This window comes from Corynebacterium marambiense (genome assembly GCF_016342275.1).
In the GTDB taxonomy this organism is placed as follows: Bacteria; Actinomycetota; Actinomycetes; order Mycobacteriales; family Mycobacteriaceae; genus Corynebacterium; species Corynebacterium marambiense.
In genome coordinates this window covers 390,665-416,248 of the sequence record NZ_JAEIOT010000005.1, presented here as the reverse complement: position 1 = coordinate 416,248, position 25,584 = coordinate 390,665, and the positions used below count along the sequence as shown (strand labels likewise).

Genomic DNA, 25,584 nt, shown 5'->3' with positions numbered 1-25,584 from the left:
GGCATTTATTCCCTGCGTTTCCCCAGTATCACGGGGTACCTCCGCTGATAAAACCCATATCAAACAAGGAGAAGATCCGAGATCCGGTCAATGCCTGTGACCCATCTTGGATTGAACACTGTTCGCCGCCCCATCTCACAGGTTATGCTGTCGAAAACAGGGGCCCGCCCCCAATTTCGCCCATCCGGTACCCGCAAACCCCGGGAATCGGTCCGTGGTGTGCCGTAGCACGACGAAAACAGCGCCATAACACGGCGCCCGAATATGAAGGAGTACCCATGAATCTGACCCGACGAACATTCCTCAAGGCATCAGCCGCGGCAGGTGTGATCGCAGCCATGGGAAGCGTATTCCGGGAAGCCGCAGCAGCGGAGATGCCCGAGCCCCTCTTCGCTGAACTGCGTCAACGCTGGATCGACATCATCACCTCCAGGAACCTCTTCAAACCCGATGACGCGGCGTTCGTTCCCCTCCTCGCATCGCTGGACCGCTCAGTCGACCGGGCACTGGAAGACCTGGCCACAGGCGCGGAAGCTTCGGCCACCGTATTCAAAAGCAAGAACCTGGCTGCCGAGAAGTCCCCGGACATCACCTCCACCGCCCGAAGCATCCTCGCCCTGGCCAACGGCTGGTCCATCCCCGGCTCGAAGCACTTCGGAAGCGACGAGGTCCTGTCCGCCGCGATCGGCGCTCTCGACAGCTTCTTGACACTGCGCTACAACCCCGATCAGTTCGAGTACGGCAACTGGTGGGATTGGGAGTCAGGGGCTGCCCGGGCCATCGGCGACATCATGTGTCTCCTGGGCGACAAACTCCCCGCAGAGACCCTCGCCAAGGCCGCGGCGGGAATCAACCACTTCATTCCAGACCCGACCGAGCAGGAGGCCAACAAGGGAGCCGCGGCCCGTAAGATATCTACCGGTGCCAACCGGCTGGACCTCTGCCGCGCCGTAGCGTGTGCCGCGATCGCAGTCGAAGACGAGGAACGGCTCCGTCATGCTCTGGACGGCCTGTCCGCGACCTGGCAGTACGTGAAGACGGGCGATGGTTTCTACCGAGACGGTTCCTTCATCCAGCACACCCACATCCCCTACACCGGCGCGTACGGCAACGTCCTGATCTCCGGTCTGTCACTCATGTTCGATCTGGTCGCGGGAACCTCCTTCGATATCAGCGAGGACGGAAAGAACCGCGTCTACTACCTTGTGGACCAGGCCTACATCCCAATCATCGTGGACGGGCAGGCCATCGACGGCGTCCGTGGTCGATCTGTATCCCGGAAGGTTGAGCCCGGATCTTCGCACGGGATCTCCATCCTCACCTCTATCATCCGTCTCGCGGAGCGGGCGCCTGCCGAGTACGCGGATCGCTGGCGCGGCCTCTGCTCGGGCTGGCTCCACCGCAACACCTACAACGACTTCACCAAAACGAGCAGCATGTCGCAGCTCGCGCTCGTGAACCGTGCAAAGAGTTTCCCCGCGGCCCCGGCCTTGTCAGAACCCAAGATGTTCCCCTCCATGGACCGCCTCGTCCACCGCAGCGCAAACTGGACCGTGGCGGTGTCGATGTGCTCCAAGCGGATCTCCTGGTACGAGTACGGAAACCAGGAGAACGAACTCGGTTCACGGACCGGAAGCGGTATGCGCTACCTCATGCTCCCGGAAAACATGGGCCAGTATGAGGACGGTTTCTGGTGCACCGTTGACTACTCCGCGCCGACCGGAACAACGGTCGACCACCAGGAGCTCCGGCGCAGCGTCGGCGATTCCTGGGGCACGGATACCCCGCAGAATGAATGGACCGGTGGCCTGACCAGCGGACCCCTCAGCCTCGCCGGCATGCACCTGATCGGACCCGATCTCAACGGTCTGGAGGCCCGGCGCCTCTGGTTCGGAACGCCGGATTCCGTCGTGGAGCTCGTGGGCGGGGTCACGGCTCCGGACAGCCCCGCGCTGACTGTCGTCGAGCACCGGAACATGGGTGAGAACGGCAATGCGGTGCTCACCGTCGACGGCAACCGGGTCACCGGAGAATCGACGGTCAAGGATCCGACATGGGCGCACCTGGAGGGCGTCGCCGGCTACGTCTTCCTCACCCCGGGAACGGTGCGGGCGAGCATCAACGACCGCACCAACACCTGGTTGAACGTCAACCCGTTCCGCACCGGATACCCGGGCGCCGACGAACCCGTCACCCGCACCTGGGCCACCATCCAGTTCGACCACGTCGGCGAGTCCGAGAAATCGGGCGGCTGGATCCTGTTACCCAGGGCCAGCGCCGAGGAGACCCGCCGGGTCGCCGATGCTCTGAACGGACCCTCGGCCGCAGCGAAAATCGAAAGCAACGACGCCGACGCCCAGGTCGTTCAGGTCGGCGATGCCACCGGCTTCGCGATCTGGAAGCCGGGCACCTACGCCACTTGGGAGTTCGCACAGCCCGCCGTCGTACTGGCCGAGTACGGCAGCGACGACCTTACCGTCACCGCGGCGGACCCGACCCAGGAAGCGGCCCAGGTGACGATCAAGGTACCGGGAGAATGGCCGGTATCCACGGGTGAGGGGGTCACCGTGACGGCGACCCCTGACGTGACCACTCTCGTCGTGGACACCGCGGGTCTCGAAGGCGCATCACGCAAGGTTGTCCTTCGCAAGAAGGGAACACTGCCTCCCGAGGATCCGTCATCCGCAGGGAGCCTGAGCTCCTGGCTGGGTGGCACCGGCAGTAGCTCGTTCTTCTCCTCGTAAGACTAGAAGCCCCGTTTTCCGATTACCACGGAAAGCGGGGCTTCGTCTCACGATACTCCGGGCTGAACGGATCAGTTGACGCGCGACGAACCATGTCCGGAGGATGAGTTGTCGTCGATGGAGAAATCGACGGATTCATCCTCGTCGAGCTGGCGTGCGACCTTCTCCCGGACGGTCGCGGCCATCTCCTCCTCGTCGATGTTCGAGGCCTTCAGACGGCGGGCCAGCTCACGTTGGTGAACTGCGGTGAACTTCCGCGCCGGATCGAGTTTCCGGGTGACCAAGGCACGGATGCGCTGACGACGTTTGACCTCGTTGACGATCACGCCACGGTCCCGTATCCAGGCGTAGACGAGGACGAACATCAGCGCCACGCCGACGTAGCCCAGCAGCGGGTAAAGGTAGGTGACCAGGGTACGGAAACCCAGGAAACTCAGGACGAATCCGACCAGGACGGCCATGACGAAGGTGGAGTTAAAGTTCTGCGGCTTGGTCACAGTCAGACGCCGGGTCAGGGCGTAGAACATACCGAGCGCCGAGTTGAAGATCATGCCGTAGATCGCGACCGACATGAGAGTGCCCATGATCGGGTGCATGAGCCCGACGAGCGTCAGCATCGGCATTGCGTCGTCTTTGAGCATGTCAACCTTGAGGAACAGGGAGGACGCGACGAGACAGAGCATCAGGCCGAAGATGCCGCCGCCGAGGAGACCACCGATTCCGGCGATCCGGGCGTTGAGATAGTAGCCGCCGATAACGATCGACATGGAGACGACGACAATCAGGGAGAAACCGAGGTAGTTCAGGGCTCCGACCCAGACGTTTGGCAGGGTGGTGCGGATCGTCGAGGCCGACTCTTCGAGGTGTGACCAGTCATCAGGTGCGGTCGCGAAAGCGTAGACCGCGGCGATGACGATAAAGAGAATGATGCCCGGGGTGATCGCGCCGATGATGTTGCTGACCTTGTCCACGTCGAGGCGACCGAGCACCACGACCAGCACGAGCAAAATGACGGCGCCGACCCAGATGGGAAGACCGAACTGTTGGTTGAGGTTCGCACCGGCACCGGCGAACATGACCATGCCCAGGGAGAAGATTGTCAGCATCACCGAGCCGTCGAGGAATTTCGCAGCGACGGGGTGAGCCACCTTGTCGAATACGGCGGTGTGCTCGGTGGCTTGGTAGTAGCTACCGAGCTGGAGGATGACCAGTCCGATGACGCACATCATCAGCGCGACAGCAACAGCCCCCCAGAGACCGGCATGACCGAACACAACGAAGAACTGGAGCACCTCCTGCCCGGATGCGAATCCGGCTCCAACGCTCAGGCCGACGAAGGCCATCGCGATTGCCATTACTCGTTTCAACATGTTGGGGGTCTCCCTCTCCGGAGAATCGTCGAACACTGTTTTGTGGGGACCTCCCGTTACCGGGAATCACCACGGTAGATTCTAACGAGGTCGCAGCCGATAACCCGCATTCGTCGGATCTGTGGCACGGATTCTCTCCTGTTGTAAGGCCATTCAGAGAACTAATCCGGCGAAGGCGTCGGTGCTGCACGCAATCGATAAAATGCCCATACAGGCAGACGAGCACACGGTACTCTCCGTGGTGAAGCGGGCCACCCTCTTCAGGGGAGGTTGACGGGTCAGTATTTCCCGGCGAAGGGGAGACAAGGGTTGCACTGTCTCGGTGGGCGTCGCGGGACCACCGAGATCCCCCTAAACCGGGAACACAAAACCGGTGGTGCGGTCGGCCACACCACCGGCAGTCCCCGCCGTCAGAGCAGGATCAGCGGCACTTCTCCGCGATGAGCTTGTTCACCAGGGCTGGGTCCGCCTTGCCGCGGGTCGCCTTCATGACCGCACCGACGATGGCGCCACCGGCCTTGGCGTTCCCGCCACGGATCTTCTCCACGATGTCCGGGTTCGCGGCGAGCGCCTCGTCGACGGCCTTCTCGATGGCCCCGTCGTCACGGACCACCTCGAGACCACGCGCGGCGACAACCTCATCGACGTCGCCCTCACCCGCCAGGACGCCATCGACAGCCTGGCGGGCGAGCTTGTTAGTCAGCTTCCCCTCCTTGACCAGAGCCGCGACGTGGGCGACCTGCGCCGGGGTGATGTCGAGCTGCTCGAGCTCGGCACCCGACTCGTTGGCCTTCTGGGTGAGGTAGGACACCCACCAGGAGCGCGCCTCCGCGGGGGTCGCGCCCTCCTCGACGGTGGCGATGATGAGATCGAGGGCACCGGCGTTCATGAGATCGCGCATCTCCGCATCAGAGAGGTTCCACTCCTCGCGGATCCGAGCCTTGCGCACCCAGGGCAGCTCGGGCAGGGTCGCCCGGATCTCCTCGACCCACTCACGTGGGGCGATCACCGGCGGGAGATCCGGGTCGTTGAAGTAGCGGTACTCCTCGGCGGTCTCCTTGATGCGTCCGGCCGTCGTGGAGCCGTCCGTCTCGTGGTAATGCCGGGTCTCCTGGCGGATGGAGCCACCGTCGGTGATGACGCGCGCCTGGCGCTGCATCTCGTAGCGCACGGCCTGTTCGACGGACTTCAGGGAGTTGATGTTCTTGGTCTCGGTGCGGGTGCCGAATTCGGTCTGTCCGATGGGCCGGAGCGAGAGATTCGAGTCGACGCGCATGGAACCCTGGTCCATGCGGGCATCCGACACGCCGAGCGCCTTGACCAGGTCACGGAGCGCGCTGACGTAGGCGCGGGCGACCTCCGGGGCACGCTCACCGGCACCCTCGATCGGCTTGGTCACGATCTCTATGAGCGGAACGCCTGCGCGGTTGCAGTCCACCAGCGAGTATGTGGCCCCCTGGATGCGCCCCTCTGCACCACCGAGGTGGGTGAGCTTGCCGGTGTCCTCCTCCATGTGGGCACGTTCGATCTCGACGCGCCACGTGGTCCCGTCGTCGAGGACGACGTCGAGGTATCCGTCATACGCGATGGGCTCGTCGTACTGGGAGATCTGGTAGTTCTTCGGCTGGTCTGGGTAGAAGTAGTTCTTTCGGGCGAAGCGGGAGGACTCCGCGATCGAGCAGTTCAATGCGAGGCCGATCTTGATCGCCCACTCGACGCCCCTGGCGTTGACGACGGGCAGTGCACCAGGCAGCCCAAGGCTGACGGGGTCAACGTTCGAGTTCGGGGCGGAACCGAAGTTCGCGGAGGACGCCGAGAACATCTTGGTCTCGGTGGCCAGCTCGACGTGCACCTCGAGTCCCATCACCGGGTCGAAGCGCGTGAGTACCTCATCGAAATCCATCAGATCATTTACCGGAGCAGTCATGTCCGACAGTCTAACGGCTCTCGGGCAGCGCCCGCGCGTTCACTCCCGACTTCGAGTGTGAGGGATACCCCGGGAGGATCTAGACCGACTGCGGCTCAGATTCTCCCGGGGTTCGGTCCGAGTGCGAGCAGGAAGAAGATGATCAGCACGAACACCACGGAGACACCGATGATGAGTCCGTCCCGGTGCGGGCTGTATCGGTCGGCGAACCACGCCCCGGCCGCGGCTCCAGCGGTGTTGAGCATGAGGTCGTCGACATCCGAGTATCCGACGGCGAAGACGAATTGGAGTGTCTCGATGAGGAGACTGAGACCGAAGGCGGTCAGTGCGGTCCTCCGGATCCGGTCGGACCGCTCCCGGAGCAGGAGACACACCAGAGCACCGAAGGGAAGGAACAGCGCTATGTTGCCCGCGATGTTGAGGGGCGGCCCATACCAGACATGAGCGGTGAACAACTCACCGAACGGGATCAGCCGGATGTCGCGGGTCCGGTGCGCTGCGGCGGACCAGAGACCCGCGATGACGAAGATGAACTTGAACAGGGTCAGTACCGTGATGACGGCGATGTTGAGCGCCAGTGCCACCACGATGTGGCGGCGTTCGACCGGCAAACTCTCTGTGGGGGTCACGGTAGGCATGGAGCCACAGTGTAACCACCGCACCTGGACGGTACCTGTGAATCGGCGGCGCCCCGGCGGGACGGTGTTCCCTCCGGGGCGGCGACGAGGATGTTGACGGTGTCTCAGCCGAACAGCGCCTGGGCGGTGCGGTAGCGTCCCTCCGGCACGCGCTTCAGCGTTCCGACGGCCTCCTCGAGGTCGATGAGGTTGATGTGCTCACCCTTGAGGGCGACAACCTTTCCGAAGTCTCCTGTGTGGCAGGCGCGGGCTGCGTGCACACCGTAGCGGGTCGCCAGGACCCTGTCGTAGGCGGTCGGGGTGCCGCCGCGCTGGATGTGTCCGAGGACCGTGGTTCGGACATCGTGTCCGGCCCGGGCCTGGATCTCATCGGCGATCTGTTGCCCCATGCCGGTGAAGATCTCATGCCCGAACTGATCCACTCCCCCGGACTTGAGTTCCATGGTGCCTTCCTTGGGCATGGCACCTTCCGCGACGACAACGATGCCGTACTTTTCGCCCATCTGGAAGCGGCGCTCCATGGCCTTGCAGATTTCGGCGACGTCGAAGGGCTGCTCGGGGATCACGATGTAGTGGGCGCCACCAGCCATACCCGCGTGCAGCGCGATCCAACCGACGTGACGGCCCATCACTTCGACGATCATGACCCGGTTATGGGATTCGGCAGTGGTGTGCAGCCGATCGATGGCATCCGTGGCGACGGACACGGCGGTATCGAAACCGAAGGTGTAGTCGGTTCCATTGACGTCGTTGTCGATCGTCTTCGGAACACCGACCACGGGAATACCGTTGTCAGAGAGCCATTTGGCACCCTTGAGTGTTCCTTCACCCCCGATGGGGATCAAGGCATCGACGCCGGCATCTGCCAGATTCGCCTTGATCTGGTCGAGGCCGTTCTTGAACCTGTCGGGGTGCAGCCGACCGGTTCCGAGAATCGTGCCGCCCCGGAGAAGGATCCGGTCAATCGACTCGTCGTCGTAAAGCTGGACACGGCGGTCCTCCATGAGACCAACCCAACCGTCCTGGTATCCGACGACAGTTGAGCCGTAGTCCGAGCTAGCGGTGCGGACAATACCGCGGATGACAGCGTTGAGGCCGGGGCAGTCGCCGCCGGAGGTCAGTGTAGCGATTCGCATATGACCCATCCTAGTCTGCCGAGCAGATCGATGCCCGTTCGGAAGATGACCTGAAAAAGGAAACGGACACAAAGCCAAGGAAAAGTACGCACGCGGTGATGATTACGGCGTCGCCCATGGCGTTGCCGATCGACGTTCGCGCAGCTCCGATCTGCATCGCGGCACCGACGGCCGCGGCACCGACGACCGATCCGACCTGCCGTGTGGTGTTGTACACACCCGAGGCTGACCCGAGCTGCTGTGGCGGCAGGTCGCGCATCGCGGTCGCGGAATTCGGCGACCAGATGAATCCGTGCCCGACGCCCATGAGCAGGACCGGTACGAGAATCCACCAGACGGATACCCCGTCACGCATCACGCTCGCCAGGATCCCTACCGCAGCTGTCATGGCACCGAAGCCGATCATCGACAGGATCCGCGGATGGATGCGGTCGGCCAGCCGCCCCACGAATGGAGAGAGGAAGCCAGAGATCAGGGCCGTGGGTACGAGCATGAGTCCAGATTTCTCCGCGCTCATCCCGAGCCCGTCTTGGAGGTAGATCATCATTGGCAGGGCGATTGAGGACACGGCGAAGCCCATCGTCGCGATGGAGAACGCGCCGATGGAGAAGTTCCGGTTCCGGAAGATCCCGAGCGGAATCAGGGGATCCGCCCCCTTCTCCCCCGCTGTGTGCTGCCGGTGCAGGAACAGCGCCAGGAAAAGCAGACCGCCGACGAACACGAGCCAGATCCACGTCGGCCAGTGCAGCTTCGGCCCCTGCTGCATCGCATAGACCACGCCGAACACCGCGAACAGGGAGAGCAGTACACTGAGCCCGTCTACGCGGCGCGTGACCGTGTCCATGGTCGGTACCCACTTCACGACCATAACCAGGCTCAGCACCCCAAAGGGGATGTTGATGAAGAAGATCCACTGCCAACCGAGGGTGCCGGTGATCAAGCCACCAAGAAGTGGGCCAGCAAGGGACGCAAACCCGGCAACAGCCCCCCAGATACCCATTGCCGCGCCTCGGCGTTCCCTGGCGAAGATCCGGTTGATCACACTCATGGTCTGAGGGGTGAGGATCGATGCCCCGAGCCCCTGAACGGCTCGTGCTGCAATGAGCCACTCAATACCGGGAGCTAGTCCGCAGGCCAGTGACGAGAGGGTGAAGATGATCATGCCGACGAGGTACACGTTGCGCTGACCATACCTGTCACCAAGACGTCCGGTGACCAGGAGCGGCACTGCGAACGTGATGAGGTAGATCGACGTGACCCAGACGACCGCGTTGAGTGAAGCACCCAGTTCAGTCTGAAATTGCGGCGTCGCCACCGCCACCACCGTCTGGTCGAGAAGGATCATGAAGAAACCAATGCACAGAGCAGCGAGTGCGCGCCAGGCCTGTTTCTCAGGTAGGACGGGGGATGCGGTACGGGTCTCGGTCACCCGCCCATACTACGACTACTGCTGTTGCTACTGTCCTGCGCCCGATCCACTCCCTGTGTCATGCTCATTGCCGCGATCAGTTTCTGGAACGGGTGCCGGCGGAACGATGCGCACACCACGGATCCCGGCCCAGATTCCGAACGGGAAGAAACTGAGTCCGATGCCGAGGGCCGTGCGGTAGATGCCGAAGGCGGCGATCAGTGGTGCGGTTGCGGTGAGTCCGAACGGTTGGCTGAGGTTTCCGGCGGCGGTGAACAGGGACAGGGTCCGTCCGCGCACCCGGTCGGGGACGGTTTCGGTGATCAGGACGAGGTTCAGCGGGCCGAAGAGACCGGCTCCGATTCCGGCGAGCACCATTCCGGTGAACACGAGCGGATCACTGCCGAGTCCTGCCAGGAAAAGGAACGACAGGATGAACAGAACGGTGGTGATCGCCCAGAGCGTCCGCCTGCGTTGGGTGCCCAGGACCGTGGCCAGTCCGCCGCCGATGACGAATCCGACGGCGTAGGTGGCGAGCACCGCTCCCATCACGGCCGGTGCGTCGACGGCCTGGTAATGGGCGGGCAGCAGGATGACCAGGTACGGGACGACGAGCATAGTGGACACCAGTTGCATGATGAGCAGGAGACGGACGATGGGGTGGGTGAGGATGTCGCGCCACTGGCGCACGACACTCATATCGGGAACCTCCGAGTCCATGTCCCTGGCGTAGCCACCGGTGTGCGTCACCCGCACAGCCGCGGTCAACGCTGCGGAGACCAGGGAACAGCCCGCGGTGATCCACAGCACCGTGATCACCGGCTGCACCGCCATCAGCACGCCTCCGAGTGCGGGCCCGATCAGTCCGGCGACGCCCACGAGTGTCTGCATGATCCCGGCGAGTCTGTCCCGGGACACCCCGGACGTGGCCGAGACGTCGCCGAGCAGCGACTGCCTGGCGGCCATTCCGGGCACGTCGCCGACGGCGCCGAACACAGCGAGCCCGATGAACCAGGCGAGTGTCAATTCCAGGGAGGCATCGACGATGATGAGTGCGACGATGGACAGACCGCTGATCACGTCGGAGATCACGCTCATTGGTTTGCGTCCGAGCGTGTCGATCAACTGACCCCCGATGAAGGACACGATCAGTCCGGCGACCGCGGTGACCGCGACGACGGTGCCCGCGGCGGCGGGATCCCCGGTGCGTTCGAGGATAAGCCACGGCCAGGCGATCAGCGCGATGGAGTTGCCGAACTGTGAGAGCCCCGCGGAGGAGAAATACAGCCACGCGGAGGCGCGGTGGCGCGCCGGGGTGCCGGTCGTCATCGTACGACCTCCATGTCCGTGAGCTGTCCGACCAGTTCGTTGAACCGGATCATGGCCGGAGGGATGTCCTCGATGACGGAGTCGAGCACGACCGATGCGGGGAACTCTCCCCTCCGGAGTTCCTCCTCATCGAGCTGCCGGATGTAGTCGGCCGCCCGGCGGGCGATCTCCGCCACGAGAGGATCGTCCGGCTCCAGCGTCCACAGGTGGCTGACGTCCCGGAGCAGCACCCGGTACTCCGCGGACTCGAGGGCTTCGGTCGCCCACCGGACGCCGTCGTCGAACGTGTCCGGGAACAGCGTCCGGCAGACGACCCATACCTGGCCGATTGCACGGATGAATTCCTCGGCGACCCCGATCTCCCGCCACCGGCGGAACAGGACCTCGCTCCCGTCGGACAGCCCGACGAGTTCCGGCGAGTCCAGCCCGGCGAGATGCCTGCGCTGGCCGGAGATCACCGTCGCCTCCTCCGCGAGGCGCTCGGCGACCCGTGCCCGGACCCGGGCGAAGACCCCGGTGTCCACCTCGGTGACGCCGACGGGGAGCACCTCGAGGATGTCCGTCAACGTGAATCCAGCCTCGGCGAGGGACCTGACCCGGGCGAGCCGTACGGCGTCGGCCGGGACGTAGATCCGTCGCCCCGCGCTGTCCCGACCGGCGGGCGGCATGAGCCCGATGTCGTGGTAGTGCCGGATCGTCCGCGCTGAAACCCCCGCGAAGGCGGCCAGTTCGCTGATGGTGAGCATCGTCATGGTTGGGACGCTAGTTGCTTCCGTTGGGGCAACCGCAAGAGATCCGGGGGAACGGTTCCCTCAGTCGATCGCCCGACCTGTTCACTGATCTCCGTCGACGGCGTACAGCCGGTAGACGAGGTCATTGAACCGCACGAGTGCCGGTGGATAGAATTCGATGACGGAATCGACAACGGCGGAGTCCGGGGTCACGAACTGCGCCATGTCCGGGCCATACACGGTACGGAGATAGGCAGCCAGCCTACGGGCGGTGTGCTCGACCGCAGGGTCGTCCAGGGATGCTTCCCACAACCCGGAGATCGCGGTGAGCAGTTGCCGGTACTCCGGGTCGGCAAGGTCGGCGACACCGTAGCGGAGTCGTTCATGGAACCGGTCAGGGAAGACCACCGCACAAACCGTCCACGTCGCCCGAGTCGCCGCGATCAGCTCCTCGCGGACCCCGATCCGGCGCCATTCCCCGAGTATCTCGATGGCCTCGGCGGGAAGCCCGATGCGGTCCGGGTCCGCGAGTTCCCCGAGCCTTCTCCGCCGTGCCCGCAGTGCCTTCTCCTCGGCGTCGAGACGCCTGTCGACCCGCTGCCGTATCGCGGTGTAGACGTTCCCGTCTATCTCCCCGGCGCCGGGCGGAAGAACATCGAGAATGTCGTTCAGACTGAACCCCGCCTCGATGAGGTTCCGGATCCGGACCAGGCGCACCGCGTCCGCCGGCACGTATATACGCTGTCCGGATCCGTCCCGACCTGCGGGCGGCATGAGACCGATGTCGTGGTAGTGCCGGATCGTGCGGGTGGTGACCTCGGCGAACGCGGCGAGGTCACGGATCATGAGCGTCATGGGCATAGCGCTGAGATTAGGCGTTGCCCCTGCGACACCCGCAACGACGCGGTGTCGCCGATGTCAGCTGAAGTACTCCTGCCCCGGGACGGACGCCGGCAGCTTCAGCTCGGGGACGATGTTGGACGCGGGGACGAGTTCGAGATGCTCCAGGCCCTTGCGGACGTGCTCGGCAGCGTCGATGTTGAGCGGGCCCGCGGTCCACATCGCGTAGGGCAGGTTGATGAACCTGTTCTCCTTGACGGCGGGCAGGTCGCGGGTCACCGGGTTGGTGCGCAGCAGCTCGATCTTCTCATCGAGTTCCTGGCCGGGATACTCGACGAACACGAACGCATCGGGTGCCGACGCCGCGAGTTTCTCCCACCCGACCTGGACCCAGGTGTCCTCGACGTCGTGCGCCCCGTTCTCTGCGCCTGCGGCATTGAGAATCGACTCCGGAGCGCCGAATCGCCCGGAGGTGAACACGGCGTCCGTGCCGGAATCAAAGAGGAACACCACGGGGCGGCTCTCGGGCTGCGGAGCGTCCGCCAGTGCCTTCAGGCGTTCATTCTGATCCCGGATCACGGCCTGGGCGGTGTCGGAGGCCCCAACGATCTTACCCATGTTGGCTAAGTCGGTCTCCACTGCGGTCCACGGATCCACGATCCCGCGGGCATCGCTCCCCTCCTGGCGGCACGCCTCGGTGAGGATGTAGGTGCCGATGCCCCGGTCGGCGAGGGAGTCGGGGGTGATGTTCTTTTCATCGGACAGCCCATAGTTCCAGCCTGCGACGTAGATGTCCGGTTGTTCCGCGACGATCTGCTCGAGCGAGGGGTATTTCTCAGCGACGTCCTTGAGCCCGTCGACGACGTCGGCGCCGTACTTGGCGGCGAGGATGTCGCGGTCCCGCTGCAGCGAGCTGACCTCGGCGATCCTGTCATGTCCCCCGGCGGACAGAACGGTGGCGATGATGTTGCCATCGTTGACGAAGAGCTTGTCGGTGGCATCAAAGGTGACCTCGGTGCCGCAGTTCTCCACGGTTACCGGCCCCTGGGCCATCTTGGTGCCTGCCGCCTCGGTGGTTTTCCCACCGCTCGCTGTCGTGTCGGTTGAAGCGGTCGTGCCAGAGTCTCCTCCGGAGCAGCCGATCAGCAGGGTCGAGGTGGCCAGTACGGCGATGAGCGCCCTGGTTGTGTTCTTCATGATGTTCTCCTTGGTTGGGTGGTGGATGGTGAATGGTTGACCATCGGTCGCTCAGAGCGTGTCGACGATCAGGTGCGGGTTCCGTGCTTGATCCAGGTCCGCGATGAGGGCCCCGACATCGAAGGCGGTCCGCATCCGGTCCGGGGTGAGCACCTGCCCGGACGGACCGGCGGCGAGCACACCGTCCCCGTGGAGCAGGACGACACTGTCGAAGTAGACCATCGCGAGATCGAGGTCGTGGACGGTGGCGATCACCGTCCGGCCCGTCGAACGCAGCACCCCGAGCAGGTGCAGTTGATGGTGGACGTCGAGGTGGTTGGTCGGCTCGTCGAGGAAGATCACCGGGGTTTCCTGCGCGAGTCCCCGGGCGAGCAGGACCCGCCTGCGTTGCCCTCCCGACAGGTGGTCGCACGGGCGGTCGATCTCGGATTCCATTCCGACGAGTGCGAGGCTGCTGTGGACGATCTCGTTCTCCCGACGGCCACCAAACTCCCAGGGGCGCCGGTGCGGCAGCCTGCCGAGGGCCACCGTCTCGCCGACCGTGAGGTCCCCTGGTGGGGTTTCCTCCTGCCCGACGAACGTGACCAGTTTCGCCCGTTTCCGGGGTGGCAGGCGGTGCACGTTCCGTCCGTCGATGTGGACCCCGCCGGCGTGGGGGCGGGTGATTCCGGCCAGGCATCGCAGCAGGGTCGATTTCCCGACTCCGTTGACGCCGACGATGGCCGTCATGGTGCCCGGCTCTGCGGCCCAGGTGACGTCCCGCAGGATCGTCGTCCGCCCGATGCCGCAGTCCAGCGCGTCGATCTTCATGTCCGCCATCAGCTGTGCCCCTCGTAGCGGTACCTGTTGCGCCCCATGAGCAGCAGGAACAGCGGTGCACCGAGAATTCCGGTCACGACACCGAGCGGTATCTCCTGCGGTGCCGCCGCGACCCGGGACAGCACGTCCACCCACAGTAGGAACACCGCCCCGGTCGCGGCGGCGATGGGCAGCAGCCGGATGTGCAGGGAACCGACCATGAGTCGGGCGAGGTGCGGGATGACGAGGCCGACGAAGCCGATTCCCCCGGAGACCGCTACCATCGCCCCGACCAGGAGCGCCTGGATGAAGAACAGTGCCTGACGGAGCAGCCCGACCCGCACCCCGAGTGCGGCGGCGGTGTCGGGGCCCGCGGCGAGCGCGTCGAGCCGGGAGGACAGCGACATGAGGATCACGACCCCCACCATGACGACACCCAGGGGCAAGACCACGCGGTCCCACTGGGCGCCGGCGACGGAACCAAGCATCCAGAACATCACCGACTGTGCCGCCCGAGACTCCGGGGAACGGAACACGAGGAAGCTCGCGATCGCGGAGAACGCCGACGACAGCACCACTCCGGAGAGAATCAGCCGCAGGGGCGTGATGCCGCCCTGGATCACGGTGACCGCATACACCGTGGCCGTGGCGCCGAGCGCCCCGACGAGGGCGCCGCCGGACAGCGCCCACACGCCGAAGGAGCTGAACATTCCGAGGGTGATCACCGCGGTGGCCCCGACGCTCGCGCCCGCGGACACGCCCAGCAGGTAGGGGTCCGCGAGGGGGTTGCGCACGAGGGTCTGCATGGCGACCCCCGAGACCGCGAGACCCGCGCCGACGATCAGGGCGAGGAGCCCCCGCGGCGCGCGGAGCTGCCAGACGATGGCGTCGACGGCCGGATCGGGTCCGACTCCGCCGCCGAGATGCGCGCGGACCACGGTCCACACTTCGACGCGGCTGTACTCCACGGATCCGAAAGTGAGGGATACAACGAAGCTGGCGGCCCCGAGGATGAGTAGCAGAACGAAGAGAACCGGGGTCTTCAGCCGTCTGAACACTCGGCGCCCTCTCCGGGGCGCGTGGGGAAGTTGTGACGGAAAGCAGTCACGCTAACGCTCCTCGCCCGGAATTACCCGGGCCATCTGGGTGCACCGGATCGCGCGGCACGGACCTCTGAACTAGCTGAGCCGGCAGGTATTCGGACTCGAGGATCACCGTCCCACGAAGCCGGCCTTCCCGGCGGTATCGACCGCCAGTGACCCCGACGCCCGTTGTGGGGGTCGGTCACACTCCGTGGAACTTCTCTCTCACCGCTGCGCGCCAGTCCCGGATTCACACCGGGTTCCCTCTTCGTTCGCGGGCACTGCTGCCCGACCGGCTCACTGGAAGAATCCCCGAAATCGTAACAGGGGTTGCCTGCGACCGCAGCAGATTCACTCACATCTCCCCCGCGCGAGTGCGCACGTTCTAAGGTAGTGGGCATGGACATGACACTGAAGAAGGCCGAAGACGTCAACACAGCAGCCGTGGTCACCACCGGGCTGATCGGTGGGTGGATCACAGCCCGCGAGACCGGGATCCGTCCCCTCGGCGGGGTGCTGCTCGGCGCCGCGGGCGTCTGGGCGGCCCGCAGCTGGGCGGTGAAGAAGGGGCCCGTCACGGCCACCGCCCTGACTTCCCTCTACGTCGGGGCGTTCGGCGCCTCGCATCCCTTGGCGAAGAAGATGGGCTCCTGGCCCGCCGTCCTCACCGTCACCGGCGCCACAGCCGCCGCCGCGTACCTGGCGAGCGACCGCGGCTAGTCCGCAATCCCTCAGCACGCGGAGAGGGGCCGGTATCCGGATACCGGCCCCTCTCTTCTGTACAGACAGTCGTCAACGAGGGAGCGTCAGCCCCGGCCGGCCTCAAACGCGGCGCCGACGCGGTAGAGCCGGTCATCGGCGAACGCCGGGGCCATGATCTGCAGGCCGACGGGAAGCCCGGTGTCCGCGGCGAGACCCGAGGGTAGCGACATACCGCACACACCGGCGAGGTTCAGCGGCAGCGTGCACAGGTCGAAGTTGTACATCGCCATCGGGTCGGAGACCTTCTCCCCCAGCTTGAACGCCGTGGTCGGCGTCGTCGGGGAGATCAGCACGTCGCACCGCTCATAGGCGCGGGTGAAGTCCCGGGCGATGAGCGAGCGCACCCGCTGTGCTTGCAGGTAGTAGGCGTCGTAGTAGCCGACGGACAGGGCGTAGGTGCCGAGCAGGATTCGGCGCTTGACCTCGGGGCCGAACCCGGCGGCACGGGACAGCGACATGACCTCTTCAGCGGAGTGCTGGCCGTCATCGCCCTCGCGGAGACCGTAACGCATACCGTCGAAACGGGCGAGGTTGGAGGACACCTCACACGGGAGAATCAGGTAGTAGGCACCGAGTGCCTCGTCGAAGTGCGGGCAGTCGACCTCGACGATCTCCGCGCCCTGGCTCTTCAGCTGTTCGACGGCGGCGTGGAAGGAGTCGAGGACACCGGGCTGGAACCCCTCACGGTCGAACTGCTTGACCAGACCGATCCGCACACCGCTGAGATCACCGGAGGCACCGGCGCGGGCGGCGCCGACGACGTCGGCCACGGGGCGGTTGACGCTCGTCGCGTCGAAGGGGTCGTGACCAGCGATGACCTCGTGCAGCAGCGCGGTGTCGAGGACGGTGCGGGCCGTCGGACCGCCCTGGTCCAGGGATGAGGCGCAGGCAACGAGCCCGTAGCGGGACACGGTGCCGTAGGTGGGCTTCACCCCGACGGTGTCGGTGAGCGCGGCTGGCTGGCGGATGGAACCACCGGTGTCGGTGCCGATGGCGAGCGGCGCCTCACCAGAGGCAAGGGCAGCGGCGCTACCACCGCCGGACCCGCCCGCGGTGCGCTCCAGATCCCAGGGGTTGCGGGTCGGGCCGTAGGCCGAATTCTCCGTGGATGAGCCCATGGCGAACTCGTCCATGTTGGTCTTGCCCAGGATCGGGATACCCGCGGCCCGGATCCGGCCAGTGACCGTGGCGTCGTAGGGGCTCATGTAGCCCTCGAGCATCTTCGAGCCACAGGTGGTGGGAGCGTCGGTGGTGGTGAACACGTCCTTCAGCGCGAGCGGTACACCCGCCAGTGCGGAGGCCGGTTCCTCGCCCGCGTCGAGGACACGGTCGACATCGGCGGCGGCCGCCAGGGCCGCCTCGTCACCGACGTGGAGGAAGGCGTGGATCTCACCGTCGACGGCACTGATGCGGTCGAGATGGGCTTGGGTGACCTCAACGGAGGTGATCTCGCGGGAGTGGATCTTCCCGGCGAGCTCGGCAGCCGTCAGCCTGGTCAGTTCATCGCCGGAGGCGGTGTAGCGCAGATCGGTGGTCATCTAGTCCTCCTCCCCGAGGATGTGCGGAACCTGGAAACGCTGCTCTTCGACGGCAGGCGCCTGATCGAGCGCCTGCTCGGCGGAGAGGGTCGGCAGAACGGCATCCTCGCGCATCGGGGTCTGGATGGCGTGCGGGTGGCTCATCGGTTCAACGTCCGAGGCGTCGACGCTCCGGACCGCACTGACGTTGGCGATGATGTCGTCGATCTGTTCGACGAAGGCGTCGAGCTCTTCGTCTGTGAGGGCCAACCGGGACAGTTTGCCGAGGTGTGCCACCTCTTCACGGGAAATCTGGGACACGTCTGTGCTTCCTCTTTTCGCGTCATGGTCACGTCGGAACGCACCTCCCGGATCAGTTCCGCCGCCGGTCGGGAACCGGACGGGGTGACTGGGTCGGTACGTCACGTTGTCTGTGTTCCCACCACTTTAACGCACCGCACGGTGACGCCCGCCGGCCAGCCGCCGGAGGACCGGGATCGCACTGCCGTCGGCCACGGTCGAACCACGGACGGAACGCCGTCGACCCGGCCGGGACCCGGGCCCGCCACCACGGGACGTCATCTCCCGGAGGCGGAGTCCCACGTCGAGGCCAGTTCACGGATGGTCCGGACGACGACGTCGACAGGACGTTTATCAGCCCGGATCCCCCCGACATCATCGCGGGCCACGGCGGGATCTATCTGGAGCTGCTGCGGCGGCAGCCAGATCTGGAGGTGATCTATGTTCCGGTCGGTAGTGGTACCGGTGCCTGAGGGCGCTCACTATCCGCGACGCGCTCGCACCGGGGTACCGGATCGTCGGTGTGCAGTCGGCCCAGGCTCCGGCCGCACACCAGGCCTGGTCCACCGGTGAACCGCCGACCGTCACCCCGGCGACACGGGCGGCGGGACTGGCCACCGGGTCCAGTTTCCAAGACACGCAGGAGATCATGCGCGGCCTGGGTTACTTCATCCTCGTCGACGACAGCGAGATCGACGAGGCCCGGGTGCTGCTGGCCACGAGGGCCCACGCGCTGGCCGAGGGTGCGGGGCCGGCGGCTCTCGCCGGACTGCTCGCCGATCATCGGGCCGGAAAACTCGTTTCCCGACACTGTGTGATGCCGGTGACCGGGGGAAACGCCGACACAAATGAGCTGGCATCACTCGTTCGCTGACACGCACGGGAACTCAGACGGCGTCACGGGCGTTGTCTGAGTGAACCGGTGCCCGCCATACCGGTTCACCGGCATGGTGCCGGTGTCCTCCGATTCCTTCCGGCGGCACCCTCCCTCACCGGGGAGAACGACGACAACCCGCGAAAGGTCACCTGCTGACGATGTCCTACCTCCTCCGCGTGCTCCTGCCCGATGTCCCGGGAAGCCTCGGCCAGCTAGCGGAAGCGCTCGGCCTGGTGGAGGGCAACATCCAGTCCGTCGACGTCGTGTCGACGTTCCCGGACGGCACCGCGATGGACGACATCGTCGTCTCCCTTCCCCCGACGCTGCTCCCGGATTCCCTGATCAGCGCCGCCGAACAAGTGGACGGCGTCCAGGTCGACTCCATCCGCCCGTTCTCCGGGACCGTCGACCGACGCGGCCAGATCGAGATGCTCGCTCTGGTGGCCAGACACCGCCGGAACATCAACCGGGCGATGACCGAGCTGGTCACCGTTCTCCCCCGCACGATGACGTCAGGCTGGGGTGTCGTCGTCGACACCGAACCGCGGCTCAACCGGATCGCAGCGTCCCAGGCGGCACCGGAGGATGACGGCTCGAACCCACAGACGACGATCGGGACGGCCCGCGTCCTCGACCCGGACCGGGACACCTGGATCCCGGATTCCTGGGCCCTGCTGGACTCAGCGCTCGCCGCCACGCCGATCCGTGGGACAAGCCTGGCACTCGTCGTCGGACGCCCCGGTGGACCAGATTTCCTCGCCAGCGAGGTCGAGCACTTAGGACATCTGGGCGACATCATCGGCTCGATCCTGAAGTAGCCACAGCGGTGGCGGCGGGCGTTCAGTCGCCGGCCGCCACTGCCTGCGCGCCTGCAGCCAGGAGCAGATCGAAGCCCGCCTCATCGAGAATCGTCAGACCGAGTTCCCGCGCCTTCGTCTCCTTAGATCCGGCGTTCTCTCCGACGACCACGAAGTCGGTCTTCTTCGACACCGAACCGGAGGCTTTTCCGCCCCGGGAGATGATGGCCTCCTTTGCGCTGTCCCGCGTGTGGTTCTCGAGTGAGCCCGTGACGACCACGGTCAGGCCAGCGAGGGTCTGCTCAGGGAGATCTTCAGCAGAATCCTCCATGGTCACTCCGGCTTCCGCCCAGGCGTCGACGATCGCGCGGTGCCAGTCCACCTCGAACCAGTCGAGAAAACTCCGGGCGATGACCTCGCCCACGCCCTCGGTTTCGGCAAGTTCGGTGACATCTGCGGCGCGCATCGCGTCCAGGGATCGGAAGTGCCCGGCGAGTGCCCGCGCCGCCGTCGGCCCGACGTGCCTGATGGACAGGGCGACGAGCACGCGCCACAGTTCGACGCGTTCGGCGGCCTCCCGCAGATTCTTCAGCAGCTTTTGCCCCTGGGCATTCACCTTCCCGGTCTTCGTCGTGTAGACCGATGATCGCGCCAGCGATTCCTCGGTGAGCGCGAAGATCCCGGCCTCGTCGGTGAGGATCCCGCTGCGGATGAGGTCGATCGCCCCCTTCTCCCCGAGTGCCTCAATGTCGAAGGCCCCACGACCGGCGAGGTACGTCAGTCGGGCGGACAGCTGACCGGGGCAGCTGCGGGCGTTGGGGCAGCGCCAGTCGGCGTCCTCGGCACGGGTCGGGGCGAGCCGGGTCCCACATTCGGGACAGAGCGTGGGGAACACGAAGATGCGTTCGGTTCCGTCGCGTTTCTCGACGACCGGCCCGAGGACTTCGGGGATGACCTCCCCCGCCTTCCGGATGACCACAGTGTCACCGATCAGCACCCCCTTGCGGCGCACCTCGGTCTGATTGTGCAGGGTCGCCATCGACACGGTGGACCCGGCGACGAGAACCGGCTTCATCACGGCGAAGGGCGTGACCCGTCCGGTTCGCCCGACGCCGACCTGGATGTCCAGGAGTCGGGTCGTGACCTCCTCCGGGGGATACTTGTAGGCGATCGCCCACCGGGGCGCGCGCGACGTCGAACCGAGTGCCCGCTGAGCCGCGAGATCATCAACCTTGATCACCACGCCGTCCATCTCGTGGGTCGCATCGTGGCGGTGCTCGGCCCAGTAACGCACCCGCTCATGGACTTCGGCGGCGGAGTCGACGGCCCGCGTGTAGGGCGAGACCGGCAGACCCCAGTCCGCGAGCGCGAGGTACGCATCGTGCTGGGACCGCGGGGTAAATCCCTCCACCGCCCCGATTCCGTGGCAGATCATTCGCAGCCGGCGTTTCCGCACATCTGCGGTGTTCTTCTGACGCAGGGAGCCAGCGGCCGCGTTCCGGGGGTTGGCGAATGGTTTGCCGCCGTCGGCGATCCGGCGAGCATTGACCTCCGCAAAGTCCCCGATGGCGATAAACACCTCCCCCCGGACCTCGAGCAGGGCGGGCACCGGGTGATCGGGGGTTGCGGTCAGCTCGTGCGGGATGTCATCGATGACCCGGGCGTTGGCGGTGATGTCCTCGCCGATCCGACCGTCACCGCGGGTGGCGGCCCGTTCGAGGCGTCCATCCCGGTAGACGAGATCTATCGAGAGGCCGTCGATCTTGAGCTCGGTGAGGTACCTGGTGGCGGGGGTGCGGGTCAGCCAGTCGTCCAGTTCCCCCGTGTCGAAGACGTTGTCGAGGCTCAGCATCCGTTCCAGATGCTCGACGTTCGCGAAACTTGAGGTCTCCGTGACTGGTGCCCCGACCTCCATCGTGGGGCTGTCCGGCACCGCGAGTTCAGGGTGCTCGGCCTCGAGCCGTTGGAGCTCCCCGAAAAGGGCGTCGAAGTCCGCGTCGGGAATCGAGGGCTGGTCGTTGTAGTAGAGATCCCGGTGGTACCGGATCTTCTCCGCGAGTTCGGACCACCGTCTACGGAGTTCGGTGTCGTCACCGCCCGCCGTGGAACCGATCCGTTCTTCGGGAATGTTATCGCTCTGAGTCACGGCTGCCAGTCTAACGGCCCGTCGGACGTACCCTACGGCCCATCGGTCACGTATCGATAGTGTCTTGTCTAGGGTTGTGGCATGACGAACTTCGATCCCTCCGCGATGCTCTCCTTCGATCTGGAGACCACATCGGCGAACCCCATCGAGGCCCGCATCGTCACCTCGGCGATGGTGCACATCAAGGGCGGGAACGTCGACCCCGTCGAGCTGCTGGCCGACCCCGGGGTGGAGATCCCAGCCCAGGCCGCCGAGATCCACGGAATCACCACCGAGTACGCCCGTGAACACGGACGACCGCACGACGAGGTTCTCGCGGAGACCGTGGAACGCATCCACAAGGGCTGGTCGGAGGGCCTGACGCTGATCGTCTTCAACGCTGCCTACGACCTGACGGTGCTACGGAAACTCACCGGGGATTTCACCGTCACCGGGCCGGTGTTCGACCCCTACGTGATCGACCGCGCGAAGGATCCGTACCGGAAAGGCCGCCGGACACTCGGATCCCTGTGCGAGCATTACAAGGTCCGCTTGGACAACGCGCACGAGGCCACCTCCGATGCGGTCGCCGCGGCCCGCGTGGCGTGGGTGCAGGCCCGCAAATGGCCGGAGCTGGTGTCCATGGACACCGACGAGCTCATGGAGAACCAGGCGGTCTGGCACCACAACTCGCAGACCAGCCTGAAGCGCTACTTCGAGGGGCGCGGCCGCGATTCCTCGGACATCAGCACCTCGTGGCCGATGCGGGGCTGATCACAGGCGGATACCTGTAGAGGGTGTCCCGGATACCGGAGACGAGGGCACCGGTGTCGGTGGATCCGAGTGCGGGGAGATCGGAGCGCTGCAGACGTCGCCCGCGGGGTACCGGACCATCCGGGCATACATGTCATGGATCTCATGCTGAAGAAGCATTACGGTGGTCACCCTGCCGGTGAATATCGCGTTCACCCTCATCTGGCCGCCCCGAGATGCAGCCATGGCGTCATCGACCGTCGAGAGGACCGTAGGCGGGCGTTGGGTTCCCTCCCCTACGGCGTGCCCGTCGCGGCAGAGACATCGGCCAGGATGGTCGCCGCTGACATCGCCGAGACACAGCGGAAAGCTTGCGTTCGTCCTCCGTTGTTGCGTGGCGGGGCACCGGATGGTGGTTTCCTCGAAGTCGACGGCCCGGATCGACTGGCAGCGAGACGCACCCCGCTCCGGTCATGGGCCGGTGGAACGTGGCGACCACCCCCGGGGGTGTCCCGCGAACAAACTGGATTCGACGACCAAAGAAGTCCTCCCCTGCCCGCGATAGTCCACCATTCCTGCACGTTAAACGTCAAAACTGGACTGCACTTCTGATGTGTCGTGTTCCACACCCTCGGAATTGACGGCTTGGAACCGAGTCCCGCGGGTGCCACGATCAAAGGCGGGGCAGCGCTGATGCTGTACCTCACACTCGTTGACCAGCCTGGCAAAACAAAGGGATATACCATGACCCAGATCCTGGATGCAGCGCGCGATACTACGTCACCGATTCCCCGGTTAACCCGGAGGGAGATCGAAGTCGCCCAAACCTGGTTCCGGTCACGTTCAAAGGCCGCCGCAGCCGTTTGCCTGACCATTCAAGAGAACACCGTCCGCAGCCACATCACCACTGTGCGGCACAAATACCATGCGGTGGGGCGGGACGCGGGAACCAAGTCCGCAATGAAGGCACGAATGATCGAGGACGGTTTCCTGGAGGAAACCGGTTAGAGATCTCCGGCATCCCGAGCCAGCATCACGGCGACGGTGCGAGCCGTCGCAAGCACACGGGCCGCGATGGACACCGGTACGCTGGACAGGCCGCCGCAGGGATGCACATCTACCATCGTGGTAAGCAGATTTCGATGGAGCCCCAGCTCATCCCAGAGGCGGGCGATCCGCACCGCGGTATCCCGTGAGTACTCATTCAGCTCCCCGGCCTCGGGGAACCCGGGCGCCCTGACGGGGATCGCCCCGAGTCCCATCCTGATTCCCCCGGACACAGCGGCACCGAGACCGTCGAGCTGTCTAGAACCGACAACATGCCGTGCATTGAGCAACACTGTATTCGCACCGCATCTACCGGCGACTTCCCAGAGCGGGGGAGCCGCGGAGAGGTTGAGCAGTACCTCCGGTACCCCGGCACCGCGTAGCCCATCGGTGAGGACACGCAACCGGTCTGCGGCATCCGGAGCTGCGACGGCAGGGATGCTCTCGTAGTCTGATGTACCCCGCAGACGGCCCCGGCACACAGTGTCCAGCAGCGGCTCGTCCACCTGAACGACAATGTCCGCACCGAACCGACGCCGTACATCCGCCACATGAGTCAGAGTTCCGTGGACCAGCGCCCCGGTGAGGTCACGGAGCGCCCCGGGGTCTGTCACTGCGCGATGACCGTTCGGCAGCTCGACGGCGGAGGCAAGTGTCCAGGGGCCTATTATCTGGATCTTCAGTTTCCCGATTCCGGAGCCCCACACGTCCCCGCAGATGTCGAGATCAGATTCAACACCGTCCATGGCGCGTCGCGTGAGCAGCTGCGGTCGGGTGCACAGACGCCATCCCCTAGGACCTGGTTCGACATTCAGCCCCTCCAGGAGGACCGCCGTACGTCCAACCGAGTCGTGACCGACACCCCGCGCGGGCAACTCCGGGAACGCGGGGAGATCACCGTTCTCCCCCAGCACAATCTCGGCCGCCACCGCCATGTCCGTTCCGGGCATGGGGCCGAGGCCGAATCCACGGGTGGATGTGTCGTCGGTGGTCATCCCGCGGATTCCGTCCGACAGATGGTGCCGGAGCCGATGACGATGTCCCCGCCGGGGTCCGGGAGGTAGAGCACGGCAGCCTGCCCACGGGCGACACCGGAGAGGGGATCGCGGAGCGTGAGTTCCATGCGATCGCCCTCAGTGTCGACACGTGCCCGGCACGGAACAATGCCGCCGTGGGCACGGACCTGGACCTCGCAATCGAACTCGCCGGTCATTCCCGGGTGCAGGACCTTCAACCGGTCCGCGTGTATCACCGAGACCGCGAGTTTCTCCCGGGGGCCAACAGTGACCGTCCCGGTGGAGGCATCGATGTCCGTGACGTACCGGGGCCTCCCGTCCGCGGCCGGAACCCCGAGACGCAGCCCTTTACGCTGTCCAATGGTAAACGCGTGGACACCGTCATGGTCGCGGAGCTCGCGGCCGGTCTCGTCGACGACCATGCCGGGCCGCAACCCGATGTGCCTCCCGAGGAACGCCTGGGTGTCACCGTCTGGAATGAAGCAGATATCATAGGAGTCGGGTTTCTTCGCCACCGCGAATCCCATGTCGGCGGCTTCCGCCCGGATCTCGGGCTTGACGGTGTCCCCCACCGGGAACATGCAGCGGCTAATCTCCTCGGAGCCGAGGACACCAAGGACATAGGACTGGTCCTTGTTCGGATCGACCGCGCGTCGCAGGTAACCGTCCCCACCGTCACACGGTTGGGTCAGGCGGGCGTAGTGTCCGGTCGCCACCGCATCGAAGCCGAGTGCGACACCACGCTCCAGCAGCGCTGCGAATTTGATCTTCTCGTTGCACCGCAGGCAGGGGTTGGGAGTCTCCCCGTTTGCGTAAGAGTCGATGAAGTCGTCGATGACCTCAGCACGGAAACGCTCCGAAAAATCCCAGACGTAGAAGGGGATGCCGAGGGCGTCGCAGACGCGACGGGCATCGGCGGAATCCTCCAGGGAGCAACAGCCACGGGCGGACTCCCGGACGGTCCGCGGATCACGAGAGAGCGCCAGATGGACCCCGGTGACCTCATGGCCGGCAGCCTTCGCCCGGGCCGCGGCGACGGCGGAATCCACGCCGCCGCTCATCGCCGCAAGTACTCGCATCGTCACAGTCCTCCCGTGTCTCCCTGATCCCGTTCATGGCTAGATACCACACCAACCGCGCGGTGAACCGTGCCCCAGGGTAGCGGTCGGTGGGAGGTTCAGCCCAACCGG

22 protein-coding genes and 1 riboswitch are annotated in these 25,584 nt (G+C 65.4%); of the genes, 6 read left to right on the top strand and 16 right to left on the bottom strand.

The window, feature by feature from the left end:
- Window positions 1-278 precede the first annotated feature (278 nt).
- A complete protein-coding gene (locus JDV76_RS04550) occupies window positions 279-2,744 on the top strand; it encodes a polysaccharide lyase 8 family protein (RefSeq protein WP_198735684.1) in 2,466 nt (821 codons plus the stop codon).
- Window positions 2,745-2,815: 71 nt separating this feature from the next.
- Here JDV76_RS04550 and JDV76_RS04545 read toward each other — a convergent pair whose 3' ends face one another.
- From JDV76_RS04545 to JDV76_RS04495, 11 genes are all read right to left on the bottom strand, one after another.
- A complete protein-coding gene (locus tag JDV76_RS04545; protein WP_198735683.1) occupies window positions 2,816-4,114 on the bottom strand; it encodes a YkvI family membrane protein in 1,299 nt (432 codons plus the stop codon).
- A gap of 421 nt (window positions 4,115-4,535) precedes the next feature.
- The gene (gene gatB / locus JDV76_RS04540) at window positions 4,536-6,041 is read right to left on the bottom strand and encodes an Asp-tRNA(Asn)/Glu-tRNA(Gln) amidotransferase subunit GatB (protein ID WP_198735682.1); all 1,506 of its coding nucleotides are present in this window, start codon (window positions 6,039-6,041) and stop codon (window positions 4,536-4,538) included.
- Window positions 6,042-6,136: 95 nt separating this feature from the next.
- Window positions 6,137-6,679 (bottom strand): VanZ family protein, encoded by a 543-nt coding sequence (locus JDV76_RS04535; protein WP_198735681.1) that lies wholly within the window; start codon window positions 6,677-6,679, stop codon window positions 6,137-6,139.
- A 104-nt stretch (window positions 6,680-6,783) separates the two neighbouring features.
- Window positions 6,784-7,815, bottom strand: a complete 1,032-nt coding sequence (locus JDV76_RS04530; RefSeq protein ID WP_198735680.1) for a 6-phosphofructokinase — start codon at window positions 7,813-7,815, stop codon at window positions 6,784-6,786.
- Between the two features lie 10 nt (window positions 7,816-7,825).
- Window positions 7,826-9,244 (bottom strand): MDR family MFS transporter, encoded by a 1,419-nt coding sequence (locus JDV76_RS04525; RefSeq protein ID WP_248140891.1) that lies wholly within the window; start codon window positions 9,242-9,244, stop codon window positions 7,826-7,828.
- A 27-nt stretch (window positions 9,245-9,271) separates the two neighbouring features.
- The gene (locus JDV76_RS04520; protein WP_198735679.1) at window positions 9,272-10,552 is read right to left on the bottom strand and encodes an MFS transporter; all 1,281 of its coding nucleotides are present in this window, start codon (window positions 10,550-10,552) and stop codon (window positions 9,272-9,274) included.
- Window positions 10,549-11,304: a MerR family transcriptional regulator gene (locus JDV76_RS04515; RefSeq protein ID WP_198735678.1), complete on the bottom strand. Its 756-nt coding sequence runs from the start codon at window positions 11,302-11,304 to the stop codon at window positions 10,549-10,551. Before JDV76_RS04515 ends, JDV76_RS04520 begins: the two co-directional genes overlap by 4 nt.
- 81 nt (window positions 11,305-11,385) lie before the next feature.
- Entirely contained in the window at window positions 11,386-12,144 is a 759-nt protein-coding gene (locus JDV76_RS04510; protein WP_198735677.1) for a MerR family transcriptional regulator, read from the bottom strand.
- Window positions 12,145-12,201: 57 nt separating this feature from the next.
- Window positions 12,202-13,320, bottom strand: coding sequence for an ABC transporter substrate-binding protein (locus JDV76_RS04505; protein ID WP_198735676.1), 1,119 nt, complete (start codon window positions 13,318-13,320; stop codon window positions 12,202-12,204).
- A 51-nt stretch (window positions 13,321-13,371) separates the two neighbouring features.
- A complete protein-coding gene (locus tag JDV76_RS04500) occupies window positions 13,372-14,139 on the bottom strand; it encodes an ABC transporter ATP-binding protein (RefSeq protein ID WP_198735675.1) in 768 nt (255 codons plus the stop codon).
- A complete protein-coding gene (locus tag JDV76_RS04495) occupies window positions 14,139-15,176 on the bottom strand; it encodes a FecCD family ABC transporter permease (protein ID WP_198735674.1) in 1,038 nt (345 codons plus the stop codon). The genes JDV76_RS04500 and JDV76_RS04495 overlap by 1 nt, the downstream gene beginning before the upstream one ends.
- A gap of 114 nt (window positions 15,177-15,290) precedes the next feature.
- Window positions 15,291-15,512: riboswitch (cobalamin riboswitch) on the bottom strand.
- Between the two features lie 87 nt (window positions 15,513-15,599).
- Between JDV76_RS04495 and JDV76_RS04490 the strand changes: the two genes are divergently transcribed.
- On the top strand, window positions 15,600-15,920 hold the full coding sequence (locus JDV76_RS04490) for a hypothetical protein (RefSeq protein ID WP_198735673.1): 321 nt from the start codon (window positions 15,600-15,602) through the stop codon (window positions 15,918-15,920).
- Between the two features lie 86 nt (window positions 15,921-16,006).
- Here JDV76_RS04490 and gatA read toward each other — a convergent pair whose 3' ends face one another.
- Window positions 16,007-17,500 carry an Asp-tRNA(Asn)/Glu-tRNA(Gln) amidotransferase subunit GatA gene (gatA, locus tag JDV76_RS04485; RefSeq protein ID WP_198735672.1) on the bottom strand — a complete coding sequence of 498 codons (1,494 nt, stop codon included), beginning with the start codon at window positions 17,498-17,500 and terminating at the stop codon, window positions 16,007-16,009.
- Window positions 17,501-17,800: an Asp-tRNA(Asn)/Glu-tRNA(Gln) amidotransferase subunit GatC gene (gatC, locus tag JDV76_RS04480; RefSeq protein ID WP_198735671.1), complete on the bottom strand. Its 300-nt coding sequence runs from the start codon at window positions 17,798-17,800 to the stop codon at window positions 17,501-17,503. It abuts the gene before it with no gap.
- 448 nt (window positions 17,801-18,248) lie between these two features.
- Here gatC and JDV76_RS04475 point away from each other — a divergent pair, with 448 nt between their 5' ends.
- Both JDV76_RS04475 and JDV76_RS04470 read left to right on the top strand, forming a co-directional pair.
- The gene (locus JDV76_RS04475; RefSeq protein WP_232958890.1) at window positions 18,249-18,653 is read left to right on the top strand and encodes a pyridoxal-phosphate dependent enzyme; all 405 of its coding nucleotides are present in this window, start codon (window positions 18,249-18,251) and stop codon (window positions 18,651-18,653) included.
- 161 nt (window positions 18,654-18,814) lie between these two features.
- Entirely contained in the window at window positions 18,815-19,474 is a 660-nt protein-coding gene (locus tag JDV76_RS04470) for an ACT domain-containing protein (RefSeq protein ID WP_198735669.1), read from the top strand.
- Window positions 19,475-19,496: 22 nt separating this feature from the next.
- On the opposite strand, the gene ligA is transcribed toward JDV76_RS04470, so the two are convergent.
- Window positions 19,497-21,566 (bottom strand): NAD-dependent DNA ligase LigA, encoded by a 2,070-nt coding sequence (gene ligA, locus JDV76_RS04465; RefSeq protein ID WP_198735816.1) that lies wholly within the window; start codon window positions 21,564-21,566, stop codon window positions 19,497-19,499.
- A 114-nt stretch (window positions 21,567-21,680) separates the two neighbouring features.
- Here ligA and JDV76_RS04460 point away from each other — a divergent pair, with 114 nt between their 5' ends.
- Window positions 21,681-22,352: a 3'-5' exonuclease gene (locus JDV76_RS04460; protein WP_198735668.1), complete on the top strand. Its 672-nt coding sequence runs from the start codon at window positions 21,681-21,683 to the stop codon at window positions 22,350-22,352.
- 723 nt (window positions 22,353-23,075) lie between these two features.
- Window positions 23,076-23,339 (top strand): helix-turn-helix transcriptional regulator, encoded by a 264-nt coding sequence (locus JDV76_RS04455; RefSeq protein WP_198735667.1) that lies wholly within the window; start codon window positions 23,076-23,078, stop codon window positions 23,337-23,339.
- On the opposite strand, the gene JDV76_RS04450 is transcribed toward JDV76_RS04455, so the two are convergent.
- Window positions 23,336-24,373 (bottom strand): uroporphyrinogen decarboxylase/cobalamine-independent methonine synthase family protein, encoded by a 1,038-nt coding sequence (locus JDV76_RS04450; protein WP_198735666.1) that lies wholly within the window; start codon window positions 24,371-24,373, stop codon window positions 23,336-23,338. The two genes, JDV76_RS04455 and JDV76_RS04450, sit on opposite strands and share 4 nt — an antisense overlap.
- Complete coding sequence (gene mnmA, locus JDV76_RS04445) at window positions 24,370-25,473, bottom strand: tRNA 2-thiouridine(34) synthase MnmA (protein WP_198735665.1); 1,104 nt, start codon at window positions 25,471-25,473, stop codon at window positions 24,370-24,372. Before mnmA ends, JDV76_RS04450 begins: the two co-directional genes overlap by 4 nt.
- Between the last annotated feature and the right edge of the window lie 111 nt (window positions 25,474-25,584).

Excerpts from the sequence above, each read along its gene's own strand:
- JDV76_RS04550 (WP_198735684.1), top strand. The coding sequence starts at position 279 with ATGAATCTGACCCGACGAACATTCCTCAAGGCATCAGCCGCGGCAGGT.
- JDV76_RS04545 (WP_198735683.1), bottom strand. The coding sequence starts at position 4,114 with ATGTTGAAACGAGTAATGGCAATCGCGATGGCCTTCGTCGGCCTGAGC.
- gatB (WP_198735682.1), bottom strand. The coding sequence starts at position 6,041 with ATGACTGCTCCGGTAAATGATCTGATGGATTTCGATGAGGTACTCACG.
- JDV76_RS04535 (WP_198735681.1), bottom strand. The coding sequence starts at position 6,679 with ATGCCTACCGTGACCCCCACAGAGAGTTTGCCGGTCGAACGCCGCCAC.
- JDV76_RS04530 (WP_198735680.1), bottom strand. The coding sequence starts at position 7,815 with ATGCGAATCGCTACACTGACCTCCGGCGGCGACTGCCCCGGCCTCAAC.
- JDV76_RS04520 (WP_198735679.1), bottom strand. The coding sequence starts at position 10,552 with ATGACGACCGGCACCCCGGCGCGCCACCGCGCCTCCGCGTGGCTGTAT.
- JDV76_RS04515 (WP_198735678.1), bottom strand. The coding sequence starts at position 11,304 with ATGACGATGCTCACCATCAGCGAACTGGCCGCCTTCGCGGGGGTTTCA.
- JDV76_RS04510 (WP_198735677.1), bottom strand. The coding sequence starts at position 12,144 with ATGCCCATGACGCTCATGATCCGTGACCTCGCCGCGTTCGCCGAGGTC.
- JDV76_RS04505 (WP_198735676.1), bottom strand. The coding sequence starts at position 13,320 with ATGAAGAACACAACCAGGGCGCTCATCGCCGTACTGGCCACCTCGACC.
- JDV76_RS04500 (WP_198735675.1), bottom strand. The coding sequence starts at position 14,139 with ATGGCGGACATGAAGATCGACGCGCTGGACTGCGGCATCGGGCGGACG.
- JDV76_RS04490 (WP_198735673.1), top strand. The coding sequence starts at position 15,600 with ATGGACATGACACTGAAGAAGGCCGAAGACGTCAACACAGCAGCCGTG.
- gatA (WP_198735672.1), bottom strand. The coding sequence starts at position 17,500 with ATGACCACCGATCTGCGCTACACCGCCTCCGGCGATGAACTGACCAGG.
- JDV76_RS04470 (WP_198735669.1), top strand. The coding sequence starts at position 18,815 with ATGTCCTACCTCCTCCGCGTGCTCCTGCCCGATGTCCCGGGAAGCCTC.
- JDV76_RS04460 (WP_198735668.1), top strand. The coding sequence starts at position 21,681 with ATGACGAACTTCGATCCCTCCGCGATGCTCTCCTTCGATCTGGAGACC.
- JDV76_RS04455 (WP_198735667.1), top strand. The coding sequence starts at position 23,076 with ATGACCCAGATCCTGGATGCAGCGCGCGATACTACGTCACCGATTCCC.
- JDV76_RS04450 (WP_198735666.1), bottom strand. The coding sequence starts at position 24,373 with ATGACCACCGACGACACATCCACCCGTGGATTCGGCCTCGGCCCCATG.
- mnmA (WP_198735665.1), bottom strand. The coding sequence starts at position 25,473 with ATGCGAGTACTTGCGGCGATGAGCGGCGGCGTGGATTCCGCCGTCGCC.